Here is a 17,531-nt window from a genome sequence, read left to right on the forward strand (position 1 = left end):
CGGGCGGGGCCGGCGGGGGGGGGGGGTTGTAAACACCAGGCCCCCCCCGCCCCCCCCCCCCCCCGCCCCGGCCCACCACCCGGGCCCCCGCGATGCCGCCGCCTTCGTCGCCGCCGGCCACCGCGGCACCATCCGCCGCCGTACCACTCGCCGTCGCCGTCGCCGTGTCACTCGCCGTCGTCCCGGTCGACGCTGCCCTGGACCAGGGGCCACCAGCGGCGAATTGGCCCGGCCGGCACCGGCGCGACCGTCGGTAGCATCGGGCCGCCCGTCGGCGGCGCAACACCGCCACCGACCACATCTGACCAGGGAGGAACCCGTGCGCGACGCCTTCGCCGAGTTGTCCACCCCGCTGGTGGCCGACGCCTGTGTACGCCTCGGTGTGCCGCTGCGGAGCGCCCCGCCCGGCGTCGCCGCGGTCGTACCCGGGCAACGGCTCGCCGGGCGCGTGCTGCCGGCCCGGCACTACGGCAGCGTGGACGTGTTCCTGGAGGCGCTGGGCGGTGCCGACCCGGACGACGTCCTGGTCGTCGACAACGGCGGGCGCTTGGACGAGGCGTGTGTCGGCGACCTGGTGGTGCTGGAGGCCCGGGCGGCCGGGCTGGCCGGCCTGGTGGTCTGGGGCCTGCACCGCGACACGCCGGAACTGGTCGAGATCGGGCTGCCCGTCTTCAGCTACGGCAGCCATCCACCCGGCCCGGTACGCCTGGACGAACCCGAGCCGGCGGCGCTGCTCAGCGCCCGGTTCGGTACGCACTCCGTCGGCACGGCGGACGTCGTCTTCGCCGACGACGACGGGGTGCTGTTCGTGGCCGCCGAGCGGACCGAGGAGGTGCTGGCGACCGCGCACCAGATCCGGCGGACCGAACGCGACCAGGCCGACCGGATCCGGGCCGGGCAGTCCCTGCGCGAGCAGACCCGCTTCGCCGACTACCTAACCCGACGCGCCGCCGACCCGGCGTACAGCTTCCGCCGACACCTACGCCGGATCGGCGGCGCCATCGAGGAGTAGGCCACCAGGTCGGCGGCGGCATCGAAGGTCAAGCCACCGGCCAACGGCGCCATCGAGGACCAGGCCACCAGGCCGGCATCGACGAGCCGGGCGAGGCCCGAGCGTCCGGGGACCGCCAGGCGGTCGCTGTTGCGACGGGTTGGCACCTGCTTCGTTGTCGCGTGCGTACATGAGCACGTAACCTCTGCGGAGGCGGTCGCGTCGAGGGCCGCCACCGCGGCCGGCCAGCCGGTCCGGCAGGGAGGGGGGCAGGGGCGCATGAGCGACAGCCACGACCACGGTCCCGGACACGAGCACCCGCACACCCCGCACCGCCACCAGCAGCACCCCGGGCAGCACCCGCAGCACCACGGCCACGGTCACGACCCGACCGGGCACCACCCGCACGAGCCCGATCACACCGGCCGGTGGCGCAGACTACGGCACCGTCTCGGGCATCTGCTCACCCCGCACTCGCACGACACCGCCGACAAGGTCGACACCGCGCTGGAGACCTCCCGGGCCGGGCTGCGGGCACTGTGGATCTCGCTGGCCGTCCTCGGTGCCACCGCCGGGCTGCAGGCACTCGTCGTGGCGCTGTCCGGTTCGGTGGCGCTGCTCGGCGACACCCTGCACAACGTCGCCGACGCGCTGACCGCAGTGCCCCTCGGCATCGCCTTCCTGCTCGGCCGGCGGGCCGCGACCCGGGCATACACCTACGGCTACGGCCGGGCCGAAGACCTCGCCGGAATCGCCATCGTCGCGACCATCGCCGCCTCGGCGGCCTTCGCCGGCTACGAGGCCGTCCGCAGGCTGCTGGACCCGCAGGACGTCCGGCACCTGCCGTACGTCGCCGCCGCCGCGCTTGTCGGCTTCGTCGGCAACGAGCTGGTCGCCCGGTACCGGATCGCCGTCGGACGGCGGATCGGTTCCGCCGCCCTGGTCGCGGACGGACTGCACGCCCGCGCGGACGGGTTCACCTCGCTGGCGGTGCTGCTCGGCGCCGGTGGGGCCGCCCTGGGCTGGCGGTGGGCGGACCCGGCGGTCGGACTGCTGATCACCGCCGCGATCCTGCTGGTACTCAAGGACGCCGCGCGGGAGGTCTACCGGCGGCTGATGGACGCCGTCGATCCGGACCTGGTCGACCGGGCCGAGGCGACCCTGCGGGCCGTGCCCGGCGTCCGGGAGGTGGCCGGGGTACGGCTGCGCTGGATCGGTCACCGGCTGCACGCGGAGGCCACCCTCGTGGTCGACGCCGAGCTGACCCTGCTCCAGGCCCACGAGGTCGCCGCCGATGCCGAACACCAGCTCGGTCACGCTGTGCCACGACTGCGCGGTGCCACCGTGCACACCGACCCGGCCAGCCACCCGGGCGACCATCATCACGCCGAGCTGTCGCACCGGCGGCGAAGTCGGGGCGCGGACCGGCCCGAACCGCTGACCCCCGAGGTCCCCGCCTCGGCGGACCGGTCGTGACGGCGGTACGAGCCCGCTGAGCCAGGCCGGCCGGGCAAGGCGCGGCACGCGGACAGCCGGTCGAGGGCGGCAGAACGCGGACAGCCGGGCCGGCCGACCGGGGACGGCGGAGTCAGGACGGCCGGCCGAGGAGGGCCAACTGGTCCCGGGACTCGGCCGCCTCGGGTACCCCGAGCATCCGGTAGAGGGCCTCGGCCGCACTCCAGTGCGTCTCGGCGCGCCCGCCGTCACCGGCCGCCTGGTACGCCCGGCCCAGCCCGGCGTGCGCCCGGGCCTGCTCGTACGCGTCCCCGATTTCGGTGGCCAGGCTGAGCGCGGTGCTGTGCTGCGTCCGGGCCGGGCCGAGCCGCCCCAGCAGGTGCAGTGTCTCGCCGAGACTGTTGGTGGACGAGGCTTCGCCGGCCCGCTCACCGACCCGGCGCAGCAACCTGAGCGCCTGCTCCACGAGATCCAGCGCGGACTCGTGGTCGCCCTGCCGCAGGCGTACCCGGCCGAGGCCGTCCAGCGCGAGCGCCTTGCCGGCCTGGTCACCGACCGCCTCGAACAGGGCCAGTGCGCGCCGGTGCCGGCCGGCGGCGGCGAGCAGCCGTCCACCGCGCAGGTGCAGGTCCCCGACGCTGGTCAGCGCATACGCCTCCCCGGTCGCGTCCGCGATCCGCCGGCAGAGCACGATGGAGGTACGCAGGTGCACCCCTGCCTCGCGGTAGTTGCCCTGCCGCAGCAGTACGTGCCCGAGGTTGCCGCCGGCCCGGGCCTCGCCGGCCGGGTCACCTGCCCGCCGGCAGAGCAGCAGCGCGGCGCGCAGCGCCTCGGCGGCCTCGTCGTAACGGCCCTGGCGTTGCTGGACGTGCCCGAGGTTGCCCAGCGCCCGCGCCTCACCGGCGCCGTCGCCGTTCTCCCGGCTCAGCGCCACCGCCTCGCGCAGCCGGGCGATCGACGGGGCGTACCGGCCCTGCTGGACGTACATCACGGCGAGCCCGGTCAGCAGGTGCGCCTCGGTGACCCGGTCGCCGGCCTCCCGGGCCGCGGCCAGGGCATGCGTGTGCATCCGTTCGGCCTCGCCGAAGTATCCGCCGCTCTCCAGATAGCGCAGCAGGGTCAGGGTCAGCCGTACCGCGTGTGCCGACCGGCCGCGTTCGGCCGCCCGGACCGCCGTCCCCACCAGGGTCGGCCGTTCGGCGTCCAGCCACTCCCGGGCCGCCTGCGGGTCCGGCATCGGCGGCGGCGGCACCGGTGGCCGGTGGACGGGCGCCCGACGGTGCCGCTCCGCCGGATAGAGCGTGTTGATCGCCGCCGTCGCGGCGGCCAGTTCGTAGTCGAAGAGGCGGTCCAGGGCGGCGTCGGCGGTCGAGGCCGGCTCGTCGGCTGCGGAGCGTTCGACCGCGTAGGCCCGGAGCAGGTCGTGGAAGGTGTACCGGTGGTCGCCGGCCGGCTGCACGAGGTTCGCCCGGGCGAGCGTGTCGAGCAGGTGCCGTGCCGGCTCCGGCCCGGTGTCGAAGAGCGCCGCGGCGGCGTACCGGTCGATGTCCGGTCCGGGATGCGGCCCCAGCATCCGGAAGGCGCGTGCGGCGGCCGGCGGCAGTTGCTGGTACGACCAGGACAGCACGGCCCGTACCCCGGTGCGCGGGTCACCGCCGGCGTCGAGCAGCCGAAGCCGGTGCTGCTGGTCGGCGAGTTCGGCGACGAGTACCGCCAGCGGTGCGGTCGGCCGGGTGAGCACGAGTTCGGCGGCGACCCGCAGGGCCAGCGGCAGGTGGGCGCAGCGCTCGGCGAGCGCTGCGGCGGCCGCGGGTTCCCGGGCGACCCGCTCGCCGAGGGTGCGCCAGAGCAGTTCGACCGAGTCGGCGCCGGAGAGCAGCCCGAGTTCGATCCGCTCGGCGCCGTCCCGGGCGACCAGCCCGGCGAGGGTGTCCCGGCTGGTGACCAGCACCGCACAGGAGGCACTGCCCGGTAGCAGCGGGCGGACCTGCTCCACCGACGCCGCGTTGTCCAGCACGATCAGCATCCGCCGGCCGTCCAGTTGGCTGCGGTACCGTGCCGCGCACTCGTCGAGTGCGAACGGCACCTCGGTGCCGGGTACGCCGAGCGCGCGGAGGAACCCGGCCAGTGCCTCCTGCGGCGGCATCGGCCGGTCGACGTCGTAGCCGCGCAGGTTGACGTAGAGCTGCCCGTCGGGGAACCGGTGCCGGGCGTGGTGCCCCCAGCGCAGCGCGAGGGCGGTCTTGCCGACTCCGGCGGTGCCGGCGAGCACGACGACGGGGACGGTGGACGGCGCCGGCCGGTCGTGCTGCCCGGACCGCACCAGCAGCCTGTCCAGGGTGGAGAGTTCGGCCGAGCGGCCGCTGAATCCGGGTACGTCGGCGGGCAGTTGCGCGGGGACGGCCGGCGGGTCGTCCGGCCCGGTGCGGGCACCGGTCGCGATGGCCGGGGTCGCCGTCGCGGGCTCGGCGGCCCGCAGCGCATCCCGGTAGGCGCTGGCGAGTTCGGGACCGGGTTCGACCCCCAGCTCCTCGACGAGCCGCGTCCGGGCCTGGCGGTAGACCGCGACCGCCCGGTCCCGGCGTCCGAGTGCGTGGTAGGCCCGGATCAGCAGTCCCTGGGCGGTCTCGTCCAGCGGGCTGCTCGCGGCCACCTCCTCCAGCGCCGGCAGCACGTCGGCGGTCCTGCCGAGGGCGATCATGACCTCGCCGTACCGGCGTACCGCCGCCCGGCGCTCCTCGGCCAGCGCGACGACCTTCGGATGCCCGGCGAGTGAGGGGACGTCGACCAGTGGGGCGGCGCGCCACAGCGCGAGTGCCCGCTGCCAGAGCCGGACCGAACCGGTCAGGTCGTCCCGGCGGTGCGCCTCGGCCGCCGCACCGGCGAGTTCACGGAACACGCACACGTCGAGGTTGCGGGCCGGTACGCCGACGGCGTACCCGTCGCCGACCCGGGGCAGGACGGCGCTGGCGGTGTGCGTGCGCCGGTCGGGTTCGAGCAGTCGACGGAGGTTCTTGACGTGCGTCTGGATCACGTTGGTGGCGGTCGGCGGCGGCTCGCCGTGTTCCCAGAGCGCGTCGATGATCTCGGCCCGGGGCATCGGCCGGCCGGCGGCCAGCGCCAGCAGTCCGAGTACGGCCCGTTGCCCGGGCGAGGAGAAGGCGATCTGGTGTTCACCGCGCCAGGCGCGTACCGAGCCGAGGATCTCCAGCCGTACCGTGTCGACGCCCCCGTCGGAGTCGCGGAAAGCGCTGACACCGTATGCGCTCTCGCGAGCTACGACCATGCCGCTGTTACCTTTCGGTGCGCTCTGACGAGCACACGATCAGCAGTCCCGCCTTGCGGGGGACGGTCCCGGTCTGACCGGCGGGTGCCGTGCCGGGTTCACGCCTCACGGCCACCTGCCCGGGGTACCCGGGTCTGCACCGGCGTGCCCGAGCACGTCACATTCCCGGCCCGGGGTGAGGTCCAGGGCCAACCGGTACGCCTGGGTCATCCTCACGCCGGCCCGTCCCCGAGGGCGGCTTCGACGGCATCGTTGCGGATCAAAGAGCGCGAAGGATGCTCGACACGCCCGCCGCCAACAGCCCCCATGCCTAACAGGGTGGCGTGCGGGTGAAACCGTGGCAAGGGGCTCGATACCGGTAGCGGTCATCCGACATGTCGGCAGCCGCAGGCGTCCGGGCGTTCGGCGCCCGGGAAGGGGGCCGCGGAGTGGCCGGTCCGCCGTACCGGCCATCCGATGTTCAGCGGTAGACGCGTACGTAGTCGACGAGCATCCGGGACGGGAACGGCGTACTCGGGTCGACCGGTCCGGGGAAGTCACCGCCGACGGCGAGGTTGAGGATCAGATAGAAGGGGTGGTCGAAGACCCACGGGCCACGGGTCGACTCCACCGTCTCCTTGCTGGCGTAGAAGACCGTCTGGCCGTCCACCTTGAACGTGATGCCCGAGCTGTCCCACTCCGCGGCCCAGACGTGGAAGCCGGCGGAGAAGTCGACCCCGCCCGGCGCCGGGTACTTCTGCCCGTAGCCGGCACCGCCGTTGTACTGCGGTGCGTGCAGCGTCGAGTAGCCCTCCAGGGTGTTCCGGCCGAGCACCTCCATGATGTCGATCTCCCCGTTGTACGGCCACGGCCGTCCGGTGAGGAAGTCTGCGCCCATCATCCAGAACGCCGGCCACAGGCCGTTGCCCTTCGGTACGTGGATCCGGGCCTCGATCCGGCCGTACTGGACGTGGAACTTGTTGCCGGTGTTCATCCGGTGCGAGGTGTAGTCACGCCCGCCGGCGGTCTCCCGGCGGGCCTCGATCACCAGGGCACCGGTGCCGTTCATCGAGGCGTTGTTGTTGTTCGTGTAGTACTGGATCTCGTTGTTCTGCCCGGTGCCGGGGTCGATCGTCCACTTGGCCGGGTCGGGCTTGCTGCCGGCGGCACCGTTGAACTCGTCGCTCCAGACGAGGTTGTTGGCCGGGAAGGTCGGGTCGGGCGGCATCGCCGGCGGTGCCGTCGGGTTGCCACCGGTGCCGTAGACCCTGAACTCGTAGAGCGAGTAGCCGTACGGTCCGACCCGGGCGGTGCCGTACATCCGGACGTACCGGCCGGTGCCGGTGACGTTCAGCGTCTCCTTGAAGCCCCGGCCACTGGTGGTGGAGTAGATCGGGGTCCAGGTGCTGGCGTTCGCCGAGACCTGGATCTGGTAGGAGGTGGCGTAGGCCGGGTCCCACTGCAACACCACCTGGGTGATGGTGGCGGTGGCGCCCAGGTCGACGTAGATCCAGCCCGGGTCGACCCATCCGGTGGTGGTGCTGGTGGCCCACCGGCTGGCCGGGTCGTTGTCGAAGGCCCGCGCCGGCAGGCACTCGAAGCACGTGCCGTCGTTCTGGTTGCTGGAGGCGACCGCCGGTTTCTGGTACGACAGCAGCACGCTGCCGCCCGGCGGCGGCGGGGTGGTGGTCGGCGGGGGAGTGGTGGTCGGCGGGGTCGTCGGCCCGCTGCCGGTGTGTACCGCGAACTCCCACAGTGAGTAGCCCCACGCGGTCGCCCGGGCGGTGCCGTACATCCGGACGTACCGGCCGGTGCCGGTGACGGTGAGGTTCTGCGTCCCGCCCGTGCCGGTGGTGCTGGTGTGCACGGTGGTCCAGGTCGAGCCGTCGGCCGAGGTCTGGATCTGGAACCCGGAGGCGTAGGCGGCCTCCCAGACCAGGGTGACTCCACAGATCGACCGGGTGCTGCCGAGGTCGACCCGGAGCCACTGCGGGTCGGCGGCGGCGCTGGCCCACCGGGTACCGGTGTTGCCGTCGACCGCGGCCGGGGCCGGATAGGCGGCGGACTCGGTGGAGGAGGCGGTGGCCGGTCGGCCCTGCGCGGCGTTGCCGGTGCCGCAGGCGCTGGTACCGGTCTCGCCGTACACCTGGAACTCCCAGAGCGACACCCCGTACGCCGTGCCCCGCTGGCTCGCGTTCAGCCGGACGTACCGTCCGGTGCCGGTGACGCTGATCTCCTGGTTGCCGCCGGTACCGGTGCTGGTGCCGTGCACGGTGGTCCACGTCGAGCCGTTGGTCGAGGTCTCGATGGTGAAGGCGCGGGCGTAGGCGCCCTCCCAGCTCAGCAGGACCCGGCTGACCGGGGTGACGGTGCCGAGGTCGACCTGCAACCACTGCGGGTCGGCGAAACCGCTGGACCAGCGGGTTCCGGTGTTGCCGTCGACCGCGGCGGAGGCCGGGTAGGCGGCGGACTCGACCGAGGAGGCGGTGACCGGCCGCCCCTGCGAGAGCAGGGTCTCGGCCGCCCCGGCGGACGTACCGGAGATGGCGAGGTAGCCGGCGAGCAGGGCCGGGATCGCGACGACCGACCCGGCGAGGAGACGCCACCGGCGTGGCCGGGATGGTCGGCGGCGGGGTGGGGACAGAGCGCTGTCCATCAGTGCTCCCTGAGGTGAGGCCCGCGTCGGTTTCGGGCCGGTTGCGGGCTGATGACAATCGGATGGGAGAGCGCTCTCTCGGATACTCTGAATCAATCAGCGAGAGCTGTCAATGCGGTGTCGCCGCCGACCGCCGGTCGCCGGCCGGGGGCGTCAGAGCGGGCTGGCGTGCTGGTCGGTCACGACCATCGCGGGATAGAGCAGCACGTCCTGGCCGTTGTGTCTGAGCAACTCGATGAACTCGTCGTGGACCGACCACAACAGGCCCTGCGGCGAGCGGTGCGGCGGCCACTGCCCCGGGTCCACGATGCCCCACCTGTTCAGCGCGTTGAGCAGGAACGGGTCCGCCGGCAGCCAGTCGCCGTCGACCTGGAACTCCAGCCACACGTGCACCGTGGCGTAGGGCGGTGCGACGAAGTATCCGGCCGTGGACCGGACCGGCAGCCCGAGTGAACCGCCCAGCCGGTGCAGGTAGTTCGCGGCCAGTCGGCAGTCGGCCAGGCCGCTGTCCCGGAGGAACCCGAGGTCCGTGTTCAGCGGGTAGGGCAGCAGGTGGAACTGAACCGGGCGGATCTGGTCGATCAGCTCGGTGAAGGACCCACCGAAGAGATGTCGGCCGCTGTCGAGGCGGACCTCGAAGGCGTACCTGCCCGGCCCGGTCTCCCGGCAGGTGCCGGCCCGCATCGCCGCCCGCAGCCGGGGATGCACCTCGAACCGGCATGCCCCGGCATGGCCCGGCGAGGGGCAGGAGGCGGAGAGTTCCATCCGATAGTCCAGCCGCTGGCCCGGGACGACCTGGGTCAGCGACTTCGACCACCAGCGCATGGCCAGCCAGCGCGGGCAGCGCAGGCCCAGTCCCAGCCCGACGTTGGCCAGGTCGAGGCTGTCGAAGTGCGGGTCTGCGGCCGGGCCGCGGTGCGGCATGCCGAGGTCGAGCAACCGGGCCTGTAGCGACTGGTCGACCCGGTGCAGTCGCCTCGCCTCGGCGGCGCTTTCCGAGAACATCCGGGCGGTGTCCGGCACCCGCCGGAGCCGCTCGACGACTTCCTGGATGCGCTTCGACGAGTGTGCGAGGGTCGGAATCGTCATCCCCCAAGCTCGGTGGCGGTGCCGTATCATCGTCCTCGCCGGCTCTGGTCGATGTCAATGGATTGACGTCATCGTGGCCGGCGCTTTGCCGCCGACCACAGTGGAGGGTCGCGAGAGCTATGTTGGTTCGTGAGCGGCTGCGTTCGGTGTTCCTCACCGCGCTCGACCTGCCCGCCGAGGTGAATGTGACGGAGTTGCAGCACCGGGTCCACCCGCGGTGGGATTCCCTCGGCCACCTGGCACTGGTTATCGCGATCGAAGAGGAGTTCGACGTCGAGTTCGACAGCGATCAGCTGATCGGCATGGACAGCTTTCAGAGTGCGCTGAAAATTCTGCACGACCTGGGCGTCTACGATTCCACATAGGATGGCCACGGCCCGGTTGCCATCCCCGATCGTCAATGTAAGAATCTGGGCGAACGGGGGACGGGGTGTCGTGGTGACACAATTCGTCGCCGTCGTGTCGGCACCCACTCGCCGCACCGCCCACCCCGGGGTGGGCGGGTGTGCCTCGCCGCATCCCGTCGTCGGCCGGCCCTGTCGGCTGCTGCCCCGTCCGCTGGCCACCCGCGGGGGTCGACCGGGAGGGGTGCCGTGGTCCAGGTGGAGGCAGTCGAGGGGGCACGACGGTCCGGGCCGCTGGGCGCCGGACAGGTCTTCGAGTGGTGGAAGTTCCGGGGCTCGTCCCGCGGATCCATCGTCTGGCTGCGGCTGCCGCTGCCCCGGCCGGTTCCCGAGGTTGACGTCCGAGCGGCGGTGACCGGGCTGGTCGCCCGGCACGAGGCCCTGCGCAGCACCGTCGGGTACGACGAGCGGGGCCTGCCCCGTCAGCTGGTGCACCCGCCCGGCGAGCGCGAGGTCTTCCTCGGGCGGGAGCCGTACGGACTGACCGGAGACGAGATCGCCGCCTGGGTCGACCGCTTCGACTTCGACGTCGAGCGGCACTGGCCGTGCTGGGGCCTGCTGCTGCACGCCGATGACGGCGACGTCGCCGAACTGGTGCTGTTCTTCTCGCACGTGTCGATGGACGCCGTCGGGACTCTGCTGCTCCACGACGAGCTGGCCGAGCTGCTCCTCGCGCGGTGGGAACGGCGACCGCACCGGCTCCCGCCGGTACGGCGGCACCTGCTCGACGCGGTCGCGCTCGATTCCTCGCCGGAGCTGGACGCCGAACGGGCGGAGGCGGAGCGCTACTGGGCCGCGGAGCTGCGTGCGGCACCGAGCCGGCTGTTCGGCAGCACCCCGCACACGAGCTTCCGGTTGTACGCCGGCACCATCGTCTCGACCACCGCACCGGAGGTGCTGGCCGCCGCCGCCCGGCGGTACCGCACGACTCCGGCGGCCCTCTACTCGGCCGTGGTGACGATCCTGCTGGCCATCCTCAGCGGCGCGGACCGCTCGGTCCTGCGGTTCCACTACCACGGGCGGGGGCCGGCGGAGGAGGGGGTGGTCGGCTGCTTCCACCGGATCCTCTTCACCAGCCTCGACGTGTCCGACCGGGCGCCGCTCGGCAAACTGGTCCGACGGGCGGCGACGCAGATCCTGCGGGCGCAGCGGCAGTACCGGATCGGCTGGGACCGGCTCGCCGAGCTGGAGGCCGCCGAGATCCTGCGCCGGGGGACCGGGTTCGCCTGGGGGTCCACCGTCAACTTCGGTGTGTCGGACGAGTACGAGCGGCTCTGTCTGCGGGGTGACTACGGTCCGGCGACACTCGACGGGCTGCCCGAGCCGGAGATCATGCTCAACCCCCGGGAGATCAGCGACAACGACACCGGGATGGACGCCTACCTGATGGTCCGGATCGGCCGGGACTCCATGCACGTGCAGGGCGGCTTCAACGGCAACATCCTGCTACCGGGTGAGATGGAGGTGCTGCTGCGCGGCCCGGAACGCGTACTCCGGCAGGCGCTCCGGCGGCACGACCTGAGCTTCGCCGAGCTGGTGGAGGTCGCCACCGGGATCGCCGGACAGCTCCGCCCACCCGGGTGCTGGCTGGGCAACCGCCTGACCGACCTCGACCAGTTGCGCAAGCTGCTGGAGGAGCATCCCGACGTGCGGGCGGCGTACCCGTGGGTGGAGCCGACGCCCGACGGCGAGCGGCTGGTCGCCTTCCTGGCCGTCGGGGACACCGGCCCGGGCCCGGCCGAGCTGCGGGACTTCGTCCTGGCCCGGATCGGCCCGACCGCCGCCGTGACCTGTCCGGAGCACTTCGTCACCTACGCCCGCCCGCCCCTGGACCGGGACGACCCGTCGGCCTGGCGGGCACTGCCGCGCCTGGCGGAGGGAACCGGTCTGCGGCGGGCCGCCCGGGCTGCCACCGGCGACCGTGAGCTGGCGCTGCACCGGGCCGTCACCCGGTTCACCGGGGCGACCGAGCTCTCGATGGCCGGCACCTACCTCGAGACGACGGGCCGGCTGCTGGTCGTACCGGCGATCCTGCGGGCCCTGGCCGACGAGGGTTACACCGGCCTACTGCCGGACGACTTCGTCCGACCCGTGTCGTTGGCCCAGCTCGCGACCGAACTGACGGCCCCGCCCCTGGGCGACGGGCCGGGCCGGTGACCGGGCTCGTCGGCAGTGGGGCGCGGCTGGTGGAGGGGACGACCGGCCGCATCCTCTCGGGCGCCGGCCTGGCCGCCGCGCTGGCCCCGATCCGTCGGGCGTACGACGCGCTGCCGCCGGGTGTGCTCTTCGCGCGCACCTGCACCACGATCGACTCGGTACTGCGGTACCTCGCCGCGATGCTTGCCGACCGACCGGTCGCACTGCTGGACCCCCGGCTCCCGGCCGACCTGCTGGGCCGGCTCGTCGCCGCCTACCAGCCGGCCGCTGTGGTCGGGCTGGACGAGACGCCCTGCCCCGCCGATGCCGACCGTCCGGCCGGATACCAGGCCGCCTCGATGGCCGGGGTCGGCGGCATCTGGCGGCGGCGGGCCGACCCGGAGCATCTCCCCGCACCATCGCTCGCCCTCCTGCTGGCCACCTCGGGTTCGACCGGCAGCCCGAGACTGGTCCGGCTGTCGCGTTCGGCGGTGCTGGCGAACGCGCTGGCGATCGCCGAGGCGTTGGAAATCGACGATCGGGAGGTGGCCCCGACCAGCCTGCCGCTCTTCTACAGCTACGGCCTCTCGGTGCTGAACAGCCACCTGGTGGCCGGCGGGACGGTGGTGGTCGCCGACGGAGACGTCTTCTCCGCCGGCTTCTGGCGGGCCTGCGACAGGCACGGGGCGACGTCACTGGCCGGCGTGCCCCGGCACTACGAGATGCTGACCCGGCTGCGGTGGGACCCGGCACGCCGGCCCCGCCTGCGTACCCTGACCCAGGCCGGCGGCCCGCTGCGTCCGGCGCTCGCCCGGCGCCTGCACGAGCGGTTGGCCGGCGTCGGTGGACGGCTGTTCCTGATGTACGGCCAGACCGAGGCGACGGCCCGGATCGCGGTACTGCCGCCGGACCGGCTGCCCGACAAGCTGGGTTCGGCCGGTCTCCCGGTGCCGGGCGGGCGGCTGTGCGTACGTACCGACACCGGCGAGCAGAGCACGGTGCCAGGGGTTTCCGGCGAGGTGGTCTACTCCGGTCCCAACGTGATGCTCGGGTACGCCGACGGCGCCGCGGACCTCGCCCTGGGGGACGAGCTGCGCGGCGAACTGGCAACCGGTGACCTGGGGCGGCTCGACGACGAGGGCTTCCTGTGGCTGACGGGCCGGCTCAAGCGGATCGGAAAGGTCTTCGGCACCCGGGTCCACCTCGACGACGTCGAACGGCTCGTCGACGACGCTCCCGGGCCGGTCGCGGCGGTCTCGGCCGGGGACCGGGTGGTGGTGTGGTGTGCGGGGATCGGCGACGAGTCGGCCCGCGCGCTCGGTGTCGCGCTGGCCGACCGGCTGCGGCTGCACCGGTCCGGACTCGACGTCCGCGGCATCGACCGGCTACCGACACTGGCCAACGGGAAGACCGACTACCGCCGCCTCGAGGCGGAGGCGCAACGGTGAGCGAGCCGGGAGTCTTCACCCTGCCCCAGCCGGCCCGGGAGCGGATCCTCCTACCGGCGCTGCGGGAGCTGACCGAGCACCACCGCGAGCACAGTGCCGAGTACCGGCGGATCCTCGCCGCCCTCGACCACCGCCCGGGCCGGGCGTACCGGACGCTGTCGGAGCTGCCGTGGCTGCCGGTCGGGCTGTTCAAGCGGCACACCCTGCGCAGCGTGCCGGCCGGGGAGGTGTTCCGGGTGCTCACCTCCAGCGGGACCACCGGCGAGGTCAGCCGGGTCTATCTGGACCGGGCCGCGGCCGCGGCGCAGCAGCGGGCGCTCGCCGCCGCGATGCGCACGGTCGTCGGTCGCGCCCGGCTGCCGATGCTGCTGGTGGAGAGCCGGGCGGTGCTGCGCGACCCCGGTGCGCTGCCGGCGCGTGCGGCCGGGGTACTCGGGATGATGGGCTTCGGCCGGGACCACGCGTTCGTGCTGGACGAGCGCGAGGCGCCGGATCCGGCGGCGGTGGCGGCGTTCCTGCATCGGCACGGCGGGCGGCCGTTCCTCGTCTTCGGCTTCACCTTCCTGGTCTGGAGCCGGCTGTACGACCTCGCCCGGCAGCACGGCTGGGACCTGTCGCACGGCCTGCTGATCCATTCCGGCGGATGGAAGCGGCTGACCGACCGGGCGGTGGACAACCGGGAGTTCCGCGAACGGTTCACCTCGGACACCGGCCTGCGGCGGATACACAACTTCTACGGCATGGTCGAGCAGATGGGCACGATCTTCCTGGAGGGCCCCTCCGGCGACGGGCTGTACTGCCCGGACTTCGCCGACGTGTTGATCCGGGATCCGGTGAGCTGGCGGGTGCTGCCGGTCGGCGAGCCGGGGGTGGTGCAGGTACTCAGTACGCTGCCCCGCTCGTACCCGGGGCACGTCCTGTTGACCGAGGACCTCGGCGTGGTGCACGGCGTCGACGACGGCGACTGGCCGGGCCGGCGGTTCAGCGTGCTCGGCCGGGTGCCGCGGACCGAGCCGCGCGGCTGCTCGGACAGCTACCCCGGGCGGGCCCGGTGAAGGTACGCGAGGAGTTTCCCGCCGACGCGCCGGTCGACGTCCCGGCGCTGGTCGCGGCGCTGGTCACGGAGCCGCCGGGTGGTCCGCTGACCGTCGGCGACGAGCGGGTCAGCGAGTTCCTGACCGCCTTCGGGCGGCGGCTGCTCGCCCCCGGCACCGTCCGCCGGCATCCGGAACTCGGGTCACTGGCGTTCTTCCTGCGGCGCGGCGGGCTCGCCCGGAGCCTGGCGGATCTCTCCACTCCGTCCGGTGCGCTCCGGTTCCCGCGCGGGCTGGTCTTCCACCTGCCGCCGGCCAACGTCGACACGGTCTTCGTGTACGCCTGGGCGCTCGCCGCGCTGGCCGGCAACCACAACGTGGTACGGATCTCTCCCCGCTCCGGCGGCGTCGCCGCGGCGGTGCTGGACGCGCTGCGCGAGACGCTGGCCGACGGGCATCCCGCCGTCGCGCACAGCCAGCGGATGGTGACGTACGACCGGGACGACGCCGTCACCGCCGTGTTGAGTGCCGCGTGCGACCTGCGGGTGATCTGGGGCGGGGACGAGTCGGTGCGGCGGCTGCGCGCGATTGCGCTGCCGCCGGGCGCACGCGACCTCGTCTTTCCGGACCGGTCCTCGTTCTGCGTGCTGTCGGCGGCCGGCTGGCTGGCGGCACCGGCCACCGAGCGCCGGTCCCTGGCGGAACGGCTCTGCACCGACGTGTACTGGTTCGACCAGGCGGCCTGCTCGTCGCCGCGTACCCTGTTCTGGGTCGGGACGCCCGAGGTCGCCCGGCGGGCTGGAGCGGAGCTCTCCGCCGAGTTGCTCGCCGTGGTCGGTGCCCGGGCACCACAGGTGCCGACGTCGATGGTGCTGCACAAGTACGTCACCGCGTTCGGGCTGGCCGCCGAGGGTGTCGCCGACCGGATCCGCTTCGCCGGCAACGCCGTCACCCACCTGGACCTCAGCGCCGCCGACGGCCCGCTGCGGGACTGGCTGGGCGCGGGCACCTTCGCCTGGGCCCGGCTGGACCGGCTCGCCGACCTCGCCGGGATGGTGCGGCGCCGGGACCAGACCGTCACCCACTTCGGGTTCGGCGCGGCCGAGCTGACGGAGTTGGCGCGGGCGTGCGGCGGCCGGGGTGTGGACCGGATCGTCCCGGTCGGACGCGCGCTCGACTTCGCGCCGGTGTGGGACGGCTACGAGCTGCTGCGCGAGTTCACCCGGCTCACCACGGTCACGACCTGACCCGCCCGTCGAGCGTGCCGCGCAGCCGGTCTCGGGCCCGCCCCGCAGTGCCCGCGCCGACCAGGTCGGCGATGGCCGCGTCCGCCTCGCCGGTGCCGCAGGCCCGGGCCAGTTCGCCGAGCCGGCCGGCGATCCGGGCGCCGAGCCACTCGAACGCGTACTCCAGCGCGGCGACGTCCGTCTCGGCCGCCTCGCCGGGCGGACCGGCGGCGGGCCGGCACCGGGGGCAGGCCAGCTCGCACGTGGCGAGCAGGGCCTCCAGTTCGGCGAGCACGGTCGCCGCGGCGAACCGCAGCGCCTGGTCGCCGTCCCACCGGCCGGCCGCGCGCGCCGCCCGGACCGTGGCCGACAATCCGTCCGCCGCCCGGGCGAGCCGGTGCGCCCGGGCGCAGCCCGAGGCGGTGTGGAGGTCGGCGCAGCGGCCGGCGAGTGCGGGTGCGTAGCGGCGCCACGGCAGTCGGGCGGTCTCGGCCGTCGGCCGGGGCCCGGTGCGGTAGACCTGCCGGGTCCGTTCCAGGGTACGGCCGCTCGGCGTCGACGTGGCGAACCGGGGCAGCCGGTCGGCGAGGTCGTCGAGCATCAGGTGGCTGGTGCCGTCGAAGACCCCGTAGAGCAGCACGTCGCGGACGAACCTGGCGTACGGCAGCTCCTCCAGCAGTGCCCGGGCGCCGAGCACGTACCGCCCCTCGGTCACCGCCTCCTCGGCCAGCCGGCAGCAGACCAGCTTCGCCACCGCGGCGAAGTATCCGGCGCCCGGGCCGAACAGGTTCGCCGCGCAGGCGGCCTTGACCGCCATGGCGGCGACGACGGTGTCGAGGGCGGCCAGCCGGACCAGGTGCTCGCCGATCGCGCCGAGGGTGTCGATCGGGGCACCGTAGACGTCCCGCCGCCGGGCGTAGCCGACGGCGATGTCCCAGGCCCCGGAGACCGCTCCGGAGGCGAGGGCGGCGACCCCGCCCCGGGACACCATCAGCGTCTTCTGCACGATCGCGAAGCCCTCGCCGGGCACGCCGATCAGCGCGCTCGTCGGGACCCGGGTGCCGGTGAACCGTACCCCGGAGATGTCGGCGGCCCGGGCGGGCAGCGTACGGCGGCGCGGCAGCGCCGTGACGCTGGCGTCCCGCTCGACCAGGAACAGCGAGAAGTCGCGTACGCCCGGCCCGGGCCGAGATCCGGCGTCGCCGGTCCGGAGCAGCGCCACCAGCAGCTCGTGCCGGCTCCCGCCGTTGATGAGGTGCTTCGTCCCGTCCAGCCGGTATCCGTCGCCGTCCCGGCGGGCCGTGGCCTGGTTGCGGAGCAGGTTCGAGCCGTGCTCCCACTCGGTGAGCAGCAGGGCGGCGGCCGCACCCTCCGCCAGCCGGGCGGTGACGTACTCCTGCTGGGCCGGACTGCCAGCCAGATAGACCGGCAGCAGGGCCAGTCCGTTCACCCCGACGGTGATGGCCAGGCTGCCGCTGCGCCGCGCGGTGACGGCCCCGAGGGCGCCGAGGTGCAACGGGGTGGCCTCGGCGGGGGCGAACAGCCGTGCCAGCCCTCGGTCGCGCAGTTCGTCGAGGATCCGTTGTGGATAGTCGGCGTTGCTCTCCGCGCGGTCCAGGGCCTCCACTGTCGACGGTGTGTCGAGATGGTCCTCGACGGCCGCGAGCGGCGCGGAGTCGGCCGATCCGGCGGGCGCGAGGCGCTGCCAGGCGGAGAGTCTGTCGGTCGGCCGCATCGTGTCGGAATCCCCGGCCCATCCCGTCGCACCGCTCGTCGCATCGGCCGCCATCACCGTACGGTCTGGCCGGGAAGCGGGTCAAGACGAGG

At 73.8% G+C, this 17,531-nt stretch carries 11 protein-coding genes; 7 read left to right on the forward strand and 4 right to left on the reverse strand.

What is annotated here, in order from left to right; genetic code table 11:
* Positions 1 to 319: 319 nt before the first annotated feature.
* Together R6Y94_RS13400 and R6Y94_RS13405 are read left to right on the forward strand one after the other, a co-directional pair.
* Positions 320 to 1,012, forward strand: coding sequence for an RraA family protein (locus R6Y94_RS13400; RefSeq protein ID WP_318396145.1), 693 nt, complete (start codon positions 320 to 322; stop codon positions 1,010 to 1,012).
* Positions 1,013 to 1,270: 258 nt separating this feature from the next.
* The gene (locus tag R6Y94_RS13405; RefSeq protein WP_318396146.1) at positions 1,271 to 2,467 is read left to right on the forward strand and encodes a cation diffusion facilitator family transporter; all 1,197 of its coding nucleotides are present in this window, start codon (positions 1,271 to 1,273) and stop codon (positions 2,465 to 2,467) included.
* A gap of 112 nt (positions 2,468 to 2,579) precedes the next feature.
* Here R6Y94_RS13405 and R6Y94_RS13410 read toward each other — a convergent pair whose 3' ends face one another.
* The 3 genes from R6Y94_RS13410 to R6Y94_RS13420 all read right to left on the reverse strand — a co-directional run bounded on the left by R6Y94_RS13410 (position 2,580) and on the right by R6Y94_RS13420 (position 9,456).
* Complete coding sequence (locus tag R6Y94_RS13410; RefSeq protein WP_318396147.1) at positions 2,580 to 5,732, reverse strand: AfsR/SARP family transcriptional regulator; 3,153 nt, start codon at positions 5,730 to 5,732, stop codon at positions 2,580 to 2,582.
* A 460-nt stretch (positions 5,733 to 6,192) separates the two neighbouring features.
* The gene (locus tag R6Y94_RS13415) at positions 6,193 to 8,367 is read right to left on the reverse strand and encodes a discoidin domain-containing protein (RefSeq protein WP_318396148.1); all 2,175 of its coding nucleotides are present in this window, start codon (positions 8,365 to 8,367) and stop codon (positions 6,193 to 6,195) included.
* A gap of 153 nt (positions 8,368 to 8,520) precedes the next feature.
* On the reverse strand, positions 8,521 to 9,456 hold the full coding sequence (locus R6Y94_RS13420; protein WP_318396149.1) for a transglutaminase domain-containing protein: 936 nt from the start codon (positions 9,454 to 9,456) through the stop codon (positions 8,521 to 8,523).
* A 119-nt stretch (positions 9,457 to 9,575) separates the two neighbouring features.
* Between R6Y94_RS13420 and R6Y94_RS13425 the strand changes: the two genes are divergently transcribed.
* The 5 genes from R6Y94_RS13425 (at position 9,576) to R6Y94_RS13445 (ending at position 15,725) form a co-directional block, all read left to right on the forward strand.
* Positions 9,576 to 9,821, forward strand: coding sequence for an acyl carrier protein (locus R6Y94_RS13425; protein WP_318396150.1), 246 nt, complete (start codon positions 9,576 to 9,578; stop codon positions 9,819 to 9,821).
* Positions 9,822 to 10,058: 237 nt separating this feature from the next.
* Positions 10,059 to 12,017 carry a condensation domain-containing protein gene (locus tag R6Y94_RS13430; RefSeq protein ID WP_318396151.1) on the forward strand — a complete coding sequence of 653 codons (1,959 nt, stop codon included), beginning with the start codon at positions 10,059 to 10,061 and terminating at the stop codon, positions 12,015 to 12,017.
* Positions 12,014 to 13,444 (forward strand): AMP-binding protein, encoded by a 1,431-nt coding sequence (locus tag R6Y94_RS13435; RefSeq protein ID WP_318396152.1) that lies wholly within the window; start codon positions 12,014 to 12,016, stop codon positions 13,442 to 13,444. The genes R6Y94_RS13430 and R6Y94_RS13435 overlap by 4 nt, the downstream gene beginning before the upstream one ends.
* Positions 13,441 to 14,499: an acyl-protein synthetase gene (locus R6Y94_RS13440; protein WP_318396153.1), complete on the forward strand. Its 1,059-nt coding sequence runs from the start codon at positions 13,441 to 13,443 to the stop codon at positions 14,497 to 14,499. The genes R6Y94_RS13435 and R6Y94_RS13440 overlap by 4 nt, the downstream gene beginning before the upstream one ends.
* Complete coding sequence (locus R6Y94_RS13445; RefSeq protein ID WP_318396154.1) at positions 14,496 to 15,725, forward strand: acyl-CoA reductase; 1,230 nt, start codon at positions 14,496 to 14,498, stop codon at positions 15,723 to 15,725. Before R6Y94_RS13440 ends, R6Y94_RS13445 begins: the two co-directional genes overlap by 4 nt.
* Here R6Y94_RS13445 and R6Y94_RS13450 read toward each other — a convergent pair.
* Entirely contained in the window at positions 15,715 to 17,439 is a 1,725-nt protein-coding gene (locus R6Y94_RS13450; protein ID WP_318396155.1) for an acyl-CoA dehydrogenase, read from the reverse strand. The two genes, R6Y94_RS13445 and R6Y94_RS13450, sit on opposite strands and share 11 nt — an antisense overlap.
* Positions 17,440 to 17,531: the final 92 nt, after the last annotated feature.

Source organism: Plantactinospora sp. KLBMP9567 (genome assembly GCF_033446045.1).
In the GTDB taxonomy this organism is placed as follows: Bacteria; Actinomycetota; Actinomycetes; order Mycobacteriales; family Micromonosporaceae; genus Plantactinospora.

Coding starts and splice junctions, on each gene's coding strand:
- R6Y94_RS13450 (WP_318396155.1), bottom strand. CDS start 17,439: ATGCGGCCGACCGACAGACTCTCCGCCTGGCAGCGCCTCGCGCCCGCC.
- R6Y94_RS13415 (WP_318396148.1), bottom strand. CDS start 8,367: ATGGACAGCGCTCTGTCCCCACCCCGCCGCCGACCATCCCGGCCACGC.
- R6Y94_RS13405 (WP_318396146.1), top strand. CDS start 1,271: ATGAGCGACAGCCACGACCACGGTCCCGGACACGAGCACCCGCACACC.
- R6Y94_RS13410 (WP_318396147.1), bottom strand. CDS start 5,732: ATGGTCGTAGCTCGCGAGAGCGCATACGGTGTCAGCGCTTTCCGCGAC.
- R6Y94_RS13425 (WP_318396150.1), top strand. CDS start 9,576: ATGTTGGTTCGTGAGCGGCTGCGTTCGGTGTTCCTCACCGCGCTCGAC.
- R6Y94_RS13420 (WP_318396149.1), bottom strand. CDS start 9,456: ATGACGATTCCGACCCTCGCACACTCGTCGAAGCGCATCCAGGAAGTC.